Source organism: Agathobacter rectalis ATCC 33656, from assembly GCF_000020605.1.
GTDB classification, from domain to species: Bacteria; Bacillota; Clostridia; order Lachnospirales; family Lachnospiraceae; genus Roseburia; species Roseburia rectalis.
This window is the reverse complement of the sequence record NC_012781.1, coordinates 584,145-599,533: the sequence shown is the minus strand read 5'-3', so window position 1 is coordinate 599,533 and position 15,389 is coordinate 584,145. Positions and strand designations below refer to the sequence as shown.

13 protein-coding genes and 1 pseudogene are annotated in these 15,389 nt (G+C 35.3%); all 14 read right to left on the bottom strand.

Annotation, left to right across the window (positions count from 1 at the left end):
- Nucleotides 1-110 precede the first annotated feature (110 nt).
- Nucleotides 111-1,127 carry a virulence RhuM family protein gene (locus tag EUBREC_RS02925; protein WP_012741561.1) on the bottom strand — a complete coding sequence of 339 codons (1,017 nt, stop codon included), beginning with the start codon at nucleotides 1,125-1,127 and terminating at the stop codon, nucleotides 111-113.
- 78 nt (nucleotides 1,128-1,205) lie between these two features.
- Nucleotides 1,206-4,175 (bottom strand): TOTE conflict system archaeo-eukaryotic primase domain-containing protein, encoded by a 2,970-nt coding sequence (locus tag EUBREC_RS02920; RefSeq protein WP_012741560.1) that lies wholly within the window; start codon nucleotides 4,173-4,175, stop codon nucleotides 1,206-1,208.
- A gap of 23 nt (nucleotides 4,176-4,198) precedes the next feature.
- Nucleotides 4,199-4,522, bottom strand: a complete 324-nt coding sequence (locus tag EUBREC_RS02915; protein ID WP_012741559.1) for a hypothetical protein — start codon at nucleotides 4,520-4,522, stop codon at nucleotides 4,199-4,201.
- 429 nt (nucleotides 4,523-4,951) lie between these two features.
- Nucleotides 4,952-5,413 (bottom strand): hypothetical protein, encoded by a 462-nt coding sequence (locus EUBREC_RS16560; protein WP_012741558.1) that lies wholly within the window; start codon nucleotides 5,411-5,413, stop codon nucleotides 4,952-4,954.
- Nucleotides 5,414-5,473, bottom strand: a pseudogene (locus EUBREC_RS18360) (hypothetical protein); the annotation flags it as partial.
- Nucleotides 5,474-5,921: 448 nt separating this feature from the next.
- Complete coding sequence (locus EUBREC_RS02905; RefSeq protein ID WP_012741557.1) at nucleotides 5,922-7,301, bottom strand: ATP-binding protein; 1,380 nt, start codon at nucleotides 7,299-7,301, stop codon at nucleotides 5,922-5,924.
- 23 nt (nucleotides 7,302-7,324) lie between these two features.
- Nucleotides 7,325-8,032, bottom strand: a complete 708-nt coding sequence (locus EUBREC_RS02900) for a helix-turn-helix domain-containing protein (RefSeq protein WP_012741556.1) — start codon at nucleotides 8,030-8,032, stop codon at nucleotides 7,325-7,327.
- 29 nt (nucleotides 8,033-8,061) lie between these two features.
- On the bottom strand, nucleotides 8,062-10,788 hold the full coding sequence (locus EUBREC_RS02895) for an AAA domain-containing protein (protein WP_012741555.1): 2,727 nt from the start codon (nucleotides 10,786-10,788) through the stop codon (nucleotides 8,062-8,064).
- 28 nt (nucleotides 10,789-10,816) lie between these two features.
- Nucleotides 10,817-11,434, bottom strand: coding sequence for a histidine phosphatase family protein (locus EUBREC_RS02890; protein WP_012741554.1), 618 nt, complete (start codon nucleotides 11,432-11,434; stop codon nucleotides 10,817-10,819).
- On the bottom strand, nucleotides 11,431-11,901 hold the full coding sequence (locus EUBREC_RS02885) for a GNAT family N-acetyltransferase (RefSeq protein ID WP_012741553.1): 471 nt from the start codon (nucleotides 11,899-11,901) through the stop codon (nucleotides 11,431-11,433). Before EUBREC_RS02885 ends, EUBREC_RS02890 begins: the two co-directional genes overlap by 4 nt.
- 6 nt (nucleotides 11,902-11,907) lie before the next feature.
- Entirely contained in the window at nucleotides 11,908-12,366 is a 459-nt protein-coding gene (aac(6'), locus tag EUBREC_RS02880) for an aminoglycoside 6'-N-acetyltransferase (protein WP_012741552.1), read from the bottom strand.
- Nucleotides 12,367-12,412: 46 nt separating this feature from the next.
- Nucleotides 12,413-12,973, bottom strand: coding sequence for a flavodoxin family protein (locus EUBREC_RS02875; RefSeq protein WP_012741551.1), 561 nt, complete (start codon nucleotides 12,971-12,973; stop codon nucleotides 12,413-12,415).
- A gap of 919 nt (nucleotides 12,974-13,892) precedes the next feature.
- Entirely contained in the window at nucleotides 13,893-14,459 is a 567-nt protein-coding gene (locus tag EUBREC_RS02870) for a TIR domain-containing protein (protein WP_012741550.1), read from the bottom strand.
- A gap of 17 nt (nucleotides 14,460-14,476) precedes the next feature.
- Complete coding sequence (locus tag EUBREC_RS02865) at nucleotides 14,477-15,370, bottom strand: macro domain-containing protein (RefSeq protein WP_012741549.1); 894 nt, start codon at nucleotides 15,368-15,370, stop codon at nucleotides 14,477-14,479.
- Between the last annotated feature and the right edge of the window lie 19 nt (nucleotides 15,371-15,389).

Genomic DNA, 15,389 nt, shown 5'->3' with positions numbered 1-15,389 from the left:
TGTAAATAAATTCTTTGGATTTCTTCCTATGATCAAATACTGATTCTTATCATCCAGCGAAATATACTTTCTTGTATCTTAATGGACACTGTTTTGTAACGTGATAAATATCAGCTATCATTCTTTTCCATATCATTCATCAATTTATCAAAGTCACTTTCATATAGTGAATCCTGTATAATTCTGTATTTCTCAAACTCACTTTCTGCAAATTCCTTTGCAATAGCTGCTGTTACTTTTCCTTTATCCTGAAGTACATCAGCATCATTAAATCTAAGAAATGCGTCAAGCTTTGTTTTCCAATCTTCCATAGTCATAGGAATATGTCTTCGTGCCTGTCTTGTTGCATAATCAAGATACATTGTCACAATCTCATTTAATTCTGCAAGTTCTTCTTTTTCCAAGTAGTTTTTTGCAATTGACACATCTGTTTTTACTATTTTACCATCAGGCGCATTTTTCCATGATTTAAGTCCCATATGTTCCTTATTATGATCAGCTCTTGCCACTATCACTTCTGCCGCTGTATTACCATGAACTGCATAATGCATCTTATTCTGAACTGTTGCATAAAATTCTCTTGTCACCTGTGAATTCTTATCATAATCAACTGCTGTTGCATATATGTCTGTAATTTTCTGGTAAAATCTTCTCTCACTTGCTCTGATTTCCTGAATCTCAGCAATAAGATGCTCAAAATAATCTTCGTCGAAAATCTGTCCATTAATCAATCTGCTTTTATCAAGAACATAACCCTGCTTTGTAAATGTATCCAATACCTTTGTTGCCCATGTTCTAAACTGCATTGCCCGCTCTGAATTAATGCGATAGCCCACAGCAATAATTGCAGCTAATGAATAAAACTTATAATTGTATGTTTTCCCATCATCCGCAGTTTGTGCAAATTTTGCACAAACTGAATTTTCATCTAATTCTCCCTCTTTAAAAATATTGCTCAGATGTTTTGTAATCACACTTCTATCTACATCAAAAAGCCGTGAAATTGCCTTCTGCGTAAGCCATACATCGCCATTCTGAACCCTGACTTCTATTCCGTCTTCTCCTGCATCTCGTGTGAAAACCAAGAAATCAACAGTGCTATTTCTTATCTGTAATCCTTTGCTCATAAACGCATTCCTTTCTCTATTCTCATGAAACGTCTTCTTTACATCTTATGGAATCCATATGTTTTAGTCCTATTCAGCTCAACCATTATCTCCAAATGTAATTTCCATCAATTCACTAGCTATCTCTTTACTCAAAACCCTCATAATACTGTCATCAACCTTATCCTTCGCCAAAAGATTAATATTTCCATACCAGACAACTTCCTGATCTATAACAGCAAATCGTTCACATGACTCTTCTACTGTTTTAATGTAGAAACCAGCTTTGCGCATTTCTTCATGTAGCTGCATCCAGTATGATGCATCTCCAAATCCATAGGAATCCGGTGCCCATGTTACTATCGTAATCTGAACACCTGATAACTGCTTTTCTTTTAGCAGGTTAATAAGTTCATAAACTTTTGTCCCACTAATTGCAGGGCTTGAAATAATTATATTTTTATTTGCATCCAGTAAATCTTTATGATAATTTTCAGCATAATTATCACCGTCATATATTGCATTAGCTGTCTGTTTATCATTATGCAAACCACCTGCAATCTCATATCCAATCTGTTTATATGCTTTAAGTCTCTTCATATACATGTTATTAAACATTGTAATATGGTTGTCTACATAATCATATATTATTACATTTTCTTTACCAGCATAATCACGATTCAATCGACCAGCATACTGTTCAACAACTCCTCGAAATGATACAGGTGTTGCCATAAAAAGTGTATCCAGTCTTGGAAAATCAAACCCCTCTCCTACAAGTGAACCTGTAGCTATTAATATCAGAGACTCCGCCTTATAAACCTGATGCATCTGTTCCAAAATCTTCTTATGTTCTTTCTTTGAGTTGTTGCCTGTCATTAAAAATACATGGTCTGCATAATCTTTCAATCGCTCGTACAGTTTCTCTGAATGATCCTTGTATCGTGATAAAACAACTGGGGTGCGACCTGCTGATACGCAATTCTTCACATCTTCAACAATCTGTTCGTCTCTGATATCATTATTATGAATAATCTCATAAGCTTCATTTGGATGCATCTTACCGATAAGTACACCTCTTGGTGGAACAGTTCTGGTAAAACGCGGATATACAAGATGTTGTATCCCCTGCTCCATAGCCTTTTCCTTTGCTGTGTAACTATATCTTATAGGTCCTATCAGCATATAATTGATTTTTTCCAGTCCATCTCCTCTTTTCGGAGTTGCTGTCACACCATATACATACCTTGCTTTTACTTCTTTTAGCACATTTGCTATTGTTTCAGAGGCAGAATGATGACACTCATCAATTATCACAAGTCCATAATCATTCAGCAAATTATGAAACTCTCCCTTTTTGCAAAGTGAGCCGACCATTGCAATATCAACAATCCCTGTCATCGAATCATGTACTCCCTGCAATGTTCCAATCAGACTTTTTCTAGTTCTTAATCTTCCAGTTTTCGTTTTGTACTGGGGTAGTTCTTCATCTATAATTAAAAATTTGTTTAGAGCATCTTTCCACTGTTCTATAAGTGCAGATGATTCAAGCAGGATCAGAGTATTCACTTTCTTTTCTGCAATTACTGCACTGCATACAACTGTTTTCCCAAATGCTGTTGCAGCATGAAGTATTCCATTATCATGCTTAGTCAGTTCCTTTAACGCCTTGTTCTGTTCAGGTCGTAGTTCTCCATTGAATTCTACATTAATATTTCTTCCCTGCTGCCTCTCATCATCAATAGTATATTCAATTCCTGCCTTATCAATATTTGCTATTAATTCATCCTGTAATCCTCTTGGAATCTGTATGTATCCACCAAGATGGTCTTTTCCAAGATAAATCCACCTCGAAGTATCATAATTAGATGTTCCAATCGCACGATTTTTATAAAATACTGGGTTACTAAAGGCTGCCATTCTGCGAATCTTATTTTGCATCGCAGGCTTAAGATTCGTGCTGTCGACATATATACCATTTGATAATGTGATGTCCATTTTCCCATCAACATCTGATTTTGCAAAATTTTTCATTCTATCCCATGGCTTTTCCCTATTTTCTTCATCACTGGATGCTTCAAGGTCATCTGCTGTAAATGTCCATTCCCTTATCTTATTCTCCAGAAATTCCTCTGAAAGCTTAGGTTTACTTAATAAAGCATTCCATTGGTCAGGATAAGCATTCCAGTTACCATCCACAAATGCACTATTGCCATCTTTCAACGCCCTTCCCTGTAATGGCAATGCAATCAGATTTCCTATTGCCACATTTTCTAAGGAATCCTGTGCTGGTAACATTCTGTCATAATAATTGAATGACTTTAAATTCACCTGCTCTGCACCTTTATCTAAAAGTGCTAAGCCAAATTTACGAACCACTGCCGCCGATATTGGCTTGTCAAAGAATATCCATATATGTGCACCTTTTCCTGAACGAGAACGTTCTACCAAAGGTTCTATCCCATTTAATGTGCAGATATCTCTCATAGCTTCGACTTCTTCAATCCATGTATCATCTGTATTTGCAAAGTCCCTTTTTTCTGCATTCTTCTCATGATTATCAAAGTCAAACACCAGAAACCTACATGTTCCATCACTAAATAATGGATATACACCAATTACATCTTTTGCAACATAAGAGTTTCCCCTCAAATGCGTCAATATAGTTGATAAATCTAATCTTGTATACGAACAATATTTGCAATCCTTACAGTCTATATGTGTATTTAATTTCCTATGGCAATTATCTGACCAGAAATTATCACACTGCGGATAATATGCCGCCTCTCCGTTTTTATTTACATTTCTTTTCGCATATACATCTGTTCTTCCCCAAAAGAATGAGAAAAAGAGCTTTGCCATCCTGTCTGTAATCTCTTTGGGGTACACAATCCTTTTACCTTGTTCTGGATCAAAATCCTCTTTCTTTTCCGTTTCCCTTATACTTGCCAGTTCATTTTGATATGACACTCCTGCTTTATCCAATATATTCTTTAATACCTGATTCTCCAATTGCAGATTGTTCAACTGCTTCTGCAATCTAGTCACATTCTCTATTGGATCACGCATTTGTCATACCTCCCTTTCCGTCATTATCTATACATCTCAAGTATTCTTTTTACTTCATTCTGTAATTCATCACTAAAGTCTGATAAATCATTATATGTAATTACTTTCAGTCTAATAAGACGAACAATATCCCATATTACCTCTGATTTTTTCAGTTCCATGATAACACCCGGATGACGCTTATCTTCTTTTATCCGTTTTTCAAGTTCCCAGAATCTCTCTGATGCAGGCTTTATATCATCATTCAGAAAATTTGCATACTCTTTAACAAGACCTTCTATATAATTTTCCTGCCAGCCTGATAATTTTTCTCGAAATAGCTTCCAATCCTTTTTGCTTATGTCCATGATTTTGAACCTCCTCAGTCTCAAGTTAGTCTCAACAAACAACTTCAAAAATGAGACTGACTTGAGACTACAACTTTATAATTCACCTGCAAATACTGATTTTATCGCATTTTGCTATATCATAGAGTCTCACTCAGTCCCAAATCTCGTGAGACTTCGTTGAGACAAACTTTGAAATATTCGTTTTTCAGAAAACTCTTTAAGCGTCTCTCACGCTTTAGAAAGCTTCTTCTTAGAATATTCTGATTTTAGTCACTTGATTTTTCTCAAAATTTCTATGACCTTTCTACGACATTTTCTATGACATTCCCCATCTTCATTATAAGAGTTACTTAAACCAAATTTGTGCCTTTAACCAATTCAGTTTTTATCTTCTCCTGACTTCCACACATAGAGCTTTTACATTCAGGAATACTCTATATCTCATTTTTATTCTATGAATACATACTTTCCCTTTCCTTTACCATTCACCGCTTTAACAACTTTCATGTCTCTAAGTTTTGTCATGACTGCTCTTGCTGTGGATGGTGAGCAATCAAGAATTTCTTTTATTTCTTTTGTTCCAAAAATCTGATTTTTCTCTATTTCATCATACACCTTAAGAATATTTGCTTTCGAAGGTTCATTATATTTTTGTTGCTCAATCGCCGACTTTATCCTATCAACCGCCGATTTTTTATCGTCAATCGCCGACTTTTCTTCTCCAATCGCCGGCCTTTGGTAATCAATCAACGACTTATTGACTGCAACAGCCAATTTTTTAAATGAATCAGCGGTTTTCTCAACAATAGTCTTTCCAACTTTTGAATTATAAATAACCGCCTGCAACATAAAAGCATTTGTATGATAAACAGGATCTTTTAGTCCCGCCTGCTCCAACTCATTACACATACGATTAACGCCTTCGCCAAATTCTTTTACAAATTTATAGTTTTTTAAAAACTCTGCAATCTTAGGGTTTCTGGAAAAATGTGTGAAACGTATATTGTCTATTCGTATATGTCACAGAATCCCGGAAGTTTTCTTGGACTTTCAACTACTATATGATCATCAAACATTTTTATCTGAATATCCGTACTGGTAATACTGTAAGCACGATGGGTAACCGCATTTACGATCAATTCCTATCTGACAAACTTAGGATATTCCTCATCTGTAACAAATGTTCCATCTGGTCCAAGATATGTTTTTTCTTTTACCTACGTGTCCAAATATGCAATTGCCTCATTTATCATGTTAAGCAGTGTTCCTTCAAAGATGACATCCTTAATTACATTCATCTCTGTTCCAAATTTTTCTTCTGTTCCCTCATAACGTATAAAACGAATCCTTTTCTAAATATATTGTTTTACATTACATGTTCTCAACTTGGTCATTGTGACCAAGTTGATGAATATGTTTACGAATAATACTTTTGATTCTTACTTTTCGGTTTATCAGGCTCAGTTCTTTGTAACTTACCAGTTTTGAGCATCTTATTTAGATAATGCCTTCGAAAATATGAACGCTCCAAATTGAATTTTTGCATTATTTCACTTGCAGTTTTGGGTTCCATGCAAAATGCGATTATCTGCCTCATTATATCTTGTTCTTCATCATGGTCACCTTCTTGGTCGCATTGACCATGATGCTGACCATCATTCCTCAACAACCCCAGATACTTATCACAAGCCTTGCAAAGAACCATAATTCCAGCCTCATTAATCTCGTATTCCGGCAATGGTCCATCATACAACGCACAGGCTTCCCTAATCTTCTCAAATCCTCTTCCCCAAGCTTCAATCATACCGCTTTTGAAAAAGACGTTAGCCAATTTCGGATTATAAGGCTTTGATGAATGTTTCATAAACAACTTGTCAGTAGAATCCAGATTTGGAGGCATCTCACCATCATTCCAAATATATATCTTGTCCTCGTAAACGCTAATCTGAATTGGATTGCAACTGCTGTAATCCTTATGAACAACGGCATTTAACAAAATCTCACGAAATGCGTCCTTGTGGAACATAAACTGCTCAATTCTCTGGACTCCCTCATAATCAATCAATGCCTTCATATATTTTGTATAAACTAAATCAACGGTCTTATCTACCTGCTCTATCAAAGGACCGTGCACCTCATCCTGGTACACCAAATCCGAATCTGATTTTCCAAAATATCCGATTTTGATATAAGAACCTGTTACCCACTTCTCTGGATCTTTATAAAACGCAAGCATTGCTGCTCTTATCAAATATCCATCTTCATCAATCAGGTGCAGGTTATCCATCAATATAGTATCTTCCACACTGACTTCTTCCTTTGTAAGCCTTCCTCTTTTCACTGCCTTATCTTTGAATAACTGTATTGCATCCTGCTTTAAATCAGCTACCGTCAGTTTGGGTAGAGGCACACCATCCCATGTTCTTCCCTGCGTTTTTAACAAAGCTCTTTCTAATTCCTTTCCGGTAATTTCACGCATGGTACTTCCTGAACGATAATAATATTTCCCACGAAAACTTATTAAAGATGGATATTTATCAACAATTATCTGCAGATACTCAAGTTCGCCTTTATATAACAAATTTACATCTACAATGATTCCCATTGTGTCCGTAATTTTATTGGGGATTCGCTCTAATAAATCTCTTGCATTATCAATACCTACAACATTACCATCGTCATCCGTACCTATGTATATTGTTCCACCATAGGCATTGGCATATCCACAAATCCATTTCAAATACTCATCCTGCCATGATTCCTTCCACTCTATGGATTGATGTTCTTTTTCCTTCATATATCCACCAACTTTCCAAATTACTACTTATCCACTTCCGTAAAAAAATACTCCAATGTATCCACAAACATATTTGCATCAAATAATTCTTTTATTTGTTCCCCATTCATCCATGCAACCTGTGCCACTTCATCCGTTGTGGCATTGCCTAAATCAACCTCTCCATCGTAATCAAACAGCCAAACATCCATAATATCATTATAAATTTTTCCATCAATGATTTTTCGTGTCTTTGTAAAAAGCACTTGTCCATTTTCCGGCATCAAATCAATGCCAACCTCTTCCTTTGCCTCTCGAATTACTCCTGATAAACTATCCTCACCTTTTACAACCGAACCGCCTACACATTCCCACATCAAAGGATGTGTTGGTCTGTTTGCAGAACGCTGCGAGATAAGGTACTGTCCATTAGAATTACGGATCCAGACATGCACCACCAGATGGTATCCGTCTATCGGTAACTGTTCTCCTCTGATATGGTCTTTTCCCAGAAGCTCTCGGTTCTCATTATACAAATCCCATATTTCTGCATCCGGCACATACTCCACAATATCCCCAAAATCTGCATGTAAGGTTTTACAGATTTTGCTAAGAATTGTAAGGCTCACCTCTTCATCACGGCGAAGCTTTGTCATTGTGTTAGGAGCAATTTCTGCCTTTTTACGCAAATCCGATTTGCTCATTTCTTTATCCACTAATAATTTCCATAATCGTTTATAAGATACAGCCATGGTAATTTCTCCTTTTTCTTTTCACGCTATCAAACCAACTTATCCAGCATCTCTACAATCTTTTCTCTTTCACCGCTACCATTTGTTTTAAATCTCAGTAATGGAATTTCGTACAGCTCCATTATATGATTTTTCAATAAATCTCTTGAAGCCTGAATGGTATCCTCTTTATGGTATTCATATCCGTCAACCTCAATCGCCAACACAGGCTTTTTACCAATTCTGTTATAAATCAGAAAATCTAAATGTGTTGCTGGATTCATTGCATACTGACATTCCTGCTCATTTAATAATTCTGGATTCTTAATCAACATATTCAACGGAAAATGACAAACAACTTCCAAGCTTGAATACTTGTTAGCTGAGATAATGTCCTCTATCAATGAATACATCAGATTTTCCGAATCATATTCTGATACTTTTTTGTGCTTCTGCAAGTATACTCTTCTTTCCTCAGTATACTGCTTGTAAAGGTAATCAAAAATCGAATAAATCTTGCTTTCAGTAACCTCAAAATTATTATACTGAATGTAATCAATCAAATCTGTTATATTGTGCTCTTTTGATTGCACATTTCCAGTTACAACCAACATCAATTTCTTTTTGGCTCTTGATACAGCAACATTGATTAAATATGGATCATCTGCAAAATCAGATATTTCATCATCCACAGTAGATATGATAATATTCTCTTTCTCCTTGCCCTGGAACTTATGCACTGTAGCAGCATCAATATCTGTTATCTCCTTGCTTAATGCTTCTACCTGATTTTTGTACGGTGCAATAATTCCGGTTTCTTCCGGATTTGAAACATATTTTGGTATAATCTCATTTTTAATAACATCTATCTGGCGCTGACTATAATGGTTACGTTCATGATTTCCCGCTACCGTTTTTACTACCGATAAAACATCCTCTTCACCCTTATCCGTTGTCATAATAATCAATTCACCACGATAGAATTTCTGGTTACAGAAATTTATTATTTTTGGGTGACACCTATAATGTTCCCGTAACAATGTTTGTGTTACATTAGGCATAACATCCAAAATGGATTGCAGAAAACTGTTTGTATACTGATATCCTTCACTCACATTAAATCTGTCAAATATAGCTTTTGCTTTGGCCTTTATATCATCTGTAACAACATTAGGAAGTTGCTTGGTATCACCCACAATAACAACATTCCTTGCACAGGACAATGCCAACGCACCGGTTGCAATATCTACCTGTGATGCCTCATCCATGATAAGATAATCATACACCACATCTGAATTCAGGCTGTTTCTTGATGAAAATGTTGTACTTAATATAACCGGATACTCAGCCAGTACATTGTATGGTTCCTTCCACAAATTATCTTCACTAAAAGTTTTTCTACTACTGTTACCTTCATATTTCCTTGCCAGTTTGTCTTTTAGGACAACCATTGACTGTTTGCATAAATCCTCAAGCAAATTCTTATTAACACTATTTGAATACTTTTCAATATCTGCAATTTCCGCAGACAACTCCGCCTGCTTTGCACGATAATACATTGCCTGAAAGGTTGTAATTATCTTTGAAATATCCTGCTTATAAATACTCCAATCGGTTACTCCATATTTAAATAAAGCTTTTATCTTAAACCAAAATCCTATTGCCGTTTTCTCTTCTGAAATCAACTGGCACTCCTGCCACAATACCATCCATTGCTTTGAAGATAGTTTTTTCTTGAACTTAATACTATCTGTATGAACATCTGATTCTTTAACATATTGATTGAAATATTCCTGTTCAGTAACCAACTGTGAAAGTTCCTGCCTTAAACACGCTAATTTTTCCTGCTTAGCAAAAACACTTTTTAACTGACTGGATTGCTCTGCTATTTTCTTCTGCAAAACACTTGGATCTTCTCCCGTTTTCCACGACGAAAAGTCGGGATAAGCAGCGTCCTGATGCTCAACAAATAATTTCTTATTTTTAGAACTTCCTAATGTCGCAGCAATAAAACCTAAATTGTATTTTGGAGAAGATAATTTTTCATATACGTTTTCCGTTGCCGAATTATTATTGGATACTATCTGTACCGTTTTCCCTTGCATTAATATATTGGCAATAATATTCAATATCGTCTGTGTCTTTCCCGTTCCTGGAGGTCCCTGTATAACACTGATCTGATTCTCCATGGCATTTTTTACAGCCTTATACTGACTGTTATTGCATCCAAATGGGAAAATCGGAATGTATTCGCGTTCTGTTCTTTTCCCTTGCAATGACGATGGATTCAAATACTTTGCTAAGGCCACATCACTACCCACAAAAGAAATCTTGTCAAACTTCTTAGACAATAATTTTTCACCAGTCTCTTCATTCTTAAGATTACTCAAACCTGCAATTTGCTTTATATATTCAAATACATTTGATGACTGACTCTGGGCAAGACATGACTCTATAATATGCAAGTCGCTCCGACGATAATCTCTTTCACTACCATCGCCAAAACAAATGTGCCAATAAGACTCCCTTCCGCTTCTAAATACATATATTGCATTAACATCAAAGAACTCTCGTCCTTCTCTGCTAATCCGATACATGTTAGGATTCAAAACCTCCGGATCAGTCAACTTTTCCACATTCAAATATGCATACGAGTATGTTTTTCCATTATTGAATTTTACATCCCATTTTTGGGTATTTCTATTGTAACCACATGACATTATTTCGGATGTCTTTATTTCACCCTTGATAATGACCATATAATATTGTGTATTCATCTATTCCTCACTACTTTTTATCCGCACGCTACTTACCTTTAAATTCCTTCTCTATATAACAATGTTCCTGTTTGCCAATCAGCTTAAAACTGTAACTCGGACATTCAAATTCCAGTTCGTTACAGCTGCTTTCAAAGTCCAGTTCGATAATATATGGCATCCAGTCAATAATTCTTAAAAAATCTTCACATCCAAAATTATTGTCATAAAAATTCAATATCGTACTAAGGGCAGTACCATGGGTTCCTATAACAATATCTTTATCCGTATTATCTGATAAAATCTCATTCAGTGCCTCTATGTTACGTTTTTGCACCATAGCAATGGACTCTCCACCTTCTTCATGATAATTGTGATCAGCCCACCGTTTTCGGAACATTCCGTGGTTGTTTCCATCAAGTCCCTTTTCACGCTCCCTCAATCTCTCATCTGTTATAATCTCTTTTGTGAAAAAATCTGCTGCCTCTGCAATTGTATCCATGCTACGTTTATACGGACTACAATAAAACGCATCTATTTTCTTATCCTTCAAAAATTCCAAAACAATTGCAGAATCTTTCTTGCCTTCTTCCGTCAAAGGTCTTGTTCTGTCTTCTTCCCAATCGTGTTCCGGCTGTGCGTGACGCACGAAATAAACTCTTGTCATTTTATCAGCTCCATTTCATCTTCCATTTTTACAAATCCATACTTTTCATACAATGGCCGTCCCATCTCTGTCGCCTCTAAAGCAATCTGTGATACGCCCTGTTTCCTTACATCCTTTACCAGTAAATCTAATGTATGAAATGCAATCCCCTGTCTCCGATATTCCGATGCTGTATACATATTCATAATATAAGCCTTTTTACCTGTTGGATTATGGTAGGTCGGCATAACCTGATAAAAGCTGACACCACCTGCACCGACAAATGCCCCATTATCATACACCAAATATGCAATATGCTCACCGGTTTCTAATGCACGCTTATAATACTCATAGGATTCTTTTTCCACCAATGACATATCCACATCATTCGATAGTTTGTTAGCTGCTCGAAGGACGATAATTCTAGTTTTTACAAGTTCATCTATGTCTGCTATGGTTGCTTTTTTATATTTATAGTTTTTTGCCATCACATACTACTCCTCTAAATCTGTTAAACTTTTCGTAAAACAAATAATTCTATTTGCTTCCGCAAACCCCATTTTCAAATGAAACTTAAGACTATCTTCATTATCCAACTCACAGTCACTCGCAAACTCAAGGCACCCCTGATCCTTTGCCCAATTCTGACATTCTCCTAACAATTCTTTCGCATAACCTCTTTTTTTATATTCTTCTAAAACAAAAATGCCTTCCAAATATCCTACCGGACTAGAATCAGTTCCCTCTACATAGTCAAACCTTAATCCGCATTGTGCAAATCCAACTATATGTTCCTCTGATATAGCAAGAAAAATAATATTTTTACCTTTTCTTATATGTTCGCAAAAAATCTTTGTTAAATCTTCAACTGTGTGTGATTTCCACATTTGAATTGCCAAGCTCACAAGTTGGGGAACATCCTCTAAAGTAGCTTTTCGAATCAATTTTACCACCTATCCTTAACTCTTTCTGAAATATTTGTAAGATACAATAAACCACTTACTCTATCTGGTTACAAAATTCTATAATTTCTTCTTTCCTACAGTCCAAATCTTCCTTATATTCCACCGAACACAAACCAAGACTATCACAACATTCAATTTCCATATGTCCATAAAAATGTTCTATGGTTGCAATAATCCTCTCACATTCCCTCATTCCCGGTCCAGTTCTTAATGCGATAACATATCCCTTCTTACCACTACTTATCTTGGCATGCGGTTCATGTGTGTTACACCACGGAGTGCATCTATCAATAAAAGATTTAAATTGTCCTGGTACATCTGCCCAATACGACGGAGAGACAGATATAACAATATCAGCCCATTCATATTGCTCAATTATCCTATCAACATCGTCATTCTGAACACATTTTGCTGTATTATGACAAGTTCTACATCCTTTGCAAAATTTTATATCATAATCATCAATACATATATTTTTAACATCATGTTTCTTTTCCAGACGAGCAGTAACTATATTAACAATTTCTGCTGTTGCTCCATTTCTTACAGGACTACAATTCATTACCAATACTTTCATTTTGACCTCCGCTTTCATGTACCATATTTTTATATGATATCACAGAATCACTACATCATCAATAACAATCGCAATATCTTGCGATTATTTCCCTGTTTGCAATATATAATTCAGGTACGTAAAGTGAATCGTGGATATGCAGAGGAATCATTATTTCATAGTGCGTAAATGCATGGTTTGGAATCCTTCTTAAGAAGTTATATGAACTGCACAGTTATTCGCCAGTCTGCTAAAAAAGTGCAAAAAATTAGAGCCAGCCTTTCAACTGACTCTGCTCTACCCCAAAGCATATTATAATTTACTCTCGCATTAGCTTTTTATTTCTACTCATCAAATAAAAATTAGTCCCCATAAGATATACACCAATCCTCTTCTTTTGATTATATGATATCTTATAGGAACTATAATTGCATTGGACTGTTAGTCCAAAATTTTATCCCACTCTGCTTCTTTAAAACCTATACTCTGTATTCACTCTTTAATCTCCCAATGACCACTGTAGCCGTTTCCTTTCATATAAACTATAACCAGTTATACTATAAGCAAGGTTGACCGGCTACCGCAAAATAAAACCGAACCTGAAAAATTGGCTCTATTCGAAACTATATCCCCACTCTCAAATCCGTATGTTTCAAAGGTTTCTTGACACTATGAGTCAAAATTTAGAGTCAAATTTTACTAAATCGGAGTGAAACATCCCCATTTCATCCCCAATCCAAAATAAAAAGCCCCACAAAGCCCATAAATACAAGCTTTGTGAGGATATGTTCTCTATTCAAACTCAATTTTGGCAACTATATATTGTATCTAATTAAATCACAAACATCTATATTTGGTATGATTATTCTTAAAATTCTACATATTCTTTGCCGTTTCGGAACTTTTTGCAAGCATTTTGCAATCACTACAAGTTTCGTTATTTTCAAAATGTCATTGTTTATGGTTTATAATAATATTTTTCAGCATCTGCCATTGTATTTACCATAAAATCTTCATTATTCAATGCTGATATAATAACGCTCTTAGTACATGGAATATGCAATGTAGCTACCGAAGACATATTATCACGAAAAGCCGGCAACTTATCCCACAAATCTTTAATCTGCTTCTTGAAATTTCCATTACTATCAACTATATCTGACTTCTTGTCGTAATCTGGATAAATTACAATTACCGGTAAACCTTTTGTACCTATTCCGTAATTCATTTCCTCCCTCAATGCACGACTATTGGCAGTAATGGAACTTAAAAATAAAATAATGTTCTTAGAATTGTCAAGTCTTGTATGAAGTCTAGGCTTAAGAGTCTTTTCCCAATCACTACCATCTCGCACATTATATGTCTTATCATGTGCATCATTAAAGGGAAAACTATTATCCTCTCCTTTCCACATTCTTAACATATTGTAGTAAACAAAATCATGTGTTGAATTTGCCCCTAAATTACTTTCGCTAAATGGTTCCGAAACATAAAACGCACTATAATTTGCATTTTGATATGACATATTAAATTTCTCCTTTACTATATGTCTAATGTTACTTTATCTTTATCTCCTTTATATATAACAACATCAACTTCTCCATGTATTTTATCTCCATACAATTGAAATAACGATGTTATTACTCTCAGTGAATCATTATGTGACAATCCTGCTCTCGAAAGGTTTGTTCCCATCAATGGAATTACCAATCTATGCCCTTGGTCATGTTGATCGTAAAAATTAAGAAGTGACTTTATGCACATTTCTAAATCATCGACAGAAGTATGAGCGATATTATCTTTATCGTATTCCGAAATTGCAAGTAACAAAAAGGTACTATTGTTATTTCCCCTAATCATCGCCACTGTACCTAACTCATATACTTCTCTTTTCCCACGTTCCTTATCTTCGTCAGCAATAATACTTTTGGGCAGTAAATTTTGCATTTCCAAGCAATTATGTATCTTGTTGTCTATTTCTTCTATAGTAAATCCCTTATTAACCATTGTTTTTATCCATCTTCCATGTAACAAATTAGGTGATACCAATGGCTTTGAACATGTTGATATATCTTCATCTACAATAGTGTCAAAACATGAATTAACCGGAATTACAAATAACTTTTCTTCCTTGTTCCTTTTGTCAAACCCATCTTTCATAATATCAGAATAACATACTTTTATTTTCCCAGATGGACTTTCCCAAATTGTCTTTGTTCTCTTAAAAATACACGTCCATAGGATTGCAAGTATGAGTGCAAGCACACATAATAATATTATTATCACACATTTATATTGCGTTGACGTAATGCGTATATCATCCCAAGTCCAAAACAAAAAGAAAAGCGATAATATACTTGCAAATGTGCCAATACACTTCATCCACGTTTTACCTATGAACTCCAAATTTTGTTTTATCACATTCACTTTGTTCATAATATAACTTTTGTACTCT

Bases quoted from the DNA above. Each gene is read 5' to 3' on its own strand.
- EUBREC_RS02895 (WP_012741555.1), bottom strand. From the start codon at position 10,788: ATGAATACACAATATTATATGGTCATTATCAAGGGTGAAATAAAGACA.
- EUBREC_RS02875 (WP_012741551.1), bottom strand. From the start codon at position 12,973: ATGAAAGCGGAGGTCAAAATGAAAGTATTGGTAATGAATTGTAGTCCT.
- EUBREC_RS16560 (WP_012741558.1), bottom strand. From the start codon at position 5,413: ATGTGTAATGAGTTGGAGCAGGCGGGACTAAAAGATCCTGTTTATCAT.
- EUBREC_RS02905 (WP_012741557.1), bottom strand. From the start codon at position 7,301: ATGAAGGAAAAAGAACATCAATCCATAGAGTGGAAGGAATCATGGCAG.
- EUBREC_RS02900 (WP_012741556.1), bottom strand. From the start codon at position 8,032: ATGGCTGTATCTTATAAACGATTATGGAAATTATTAGTGGATAAAGAA.
- EUBREC_RS02920 (WP_012741560.1), bottom strand. From the start codon at position 4,175: ATGCGTGATCCAATAGAGAATGTGACTAGATTGCAGAAGCAGTTGAAC.
- EUBREC_RS02925 (WP_012741561.1), bottom strand. From the start codon at position 1,127: ATGAGCAAAGGATTACAGATAAGAAATAGCACTGTTGATTTCTTGGTT.
- EUBREC_RS02915 (WP_012741559.1), bottom strand. From the start codon at position 4,522: ATGGACATAAGCAAAAAGGATTGGAAGCTATTTCGAGAAAAATTATCA.
- EUBREC_RS02890 (WP_012741554.1), bottom strand. From the start codon at position 11,434: ATGACAAGAGTTTATTTCGTGCGTCACGCACAGCCGGAACACGATTGG.
- EUBREC_RS02865 (WP_012741549.1), bottom strand. From the start codon at position 15,370: ATGAACAAAGTGAATGTGATAAAACAAAATTTGGAGTTCATAGGTAAA.
- EUBREC_RS02885 (WP_012741553.1), bottom strand. From the start codon at position 11,901: ATGGCAAAAAACTATAAATATAAAAAAGCAACCATAGCAGACATAGAT.
- EUBREC_RS02870 (WP_012741550.1), bottom strand. From the start codon at position 14,459: ATGTCATATCAAAATGCAAATTATAGTGCGTTTTATGTTTCGGAACCA.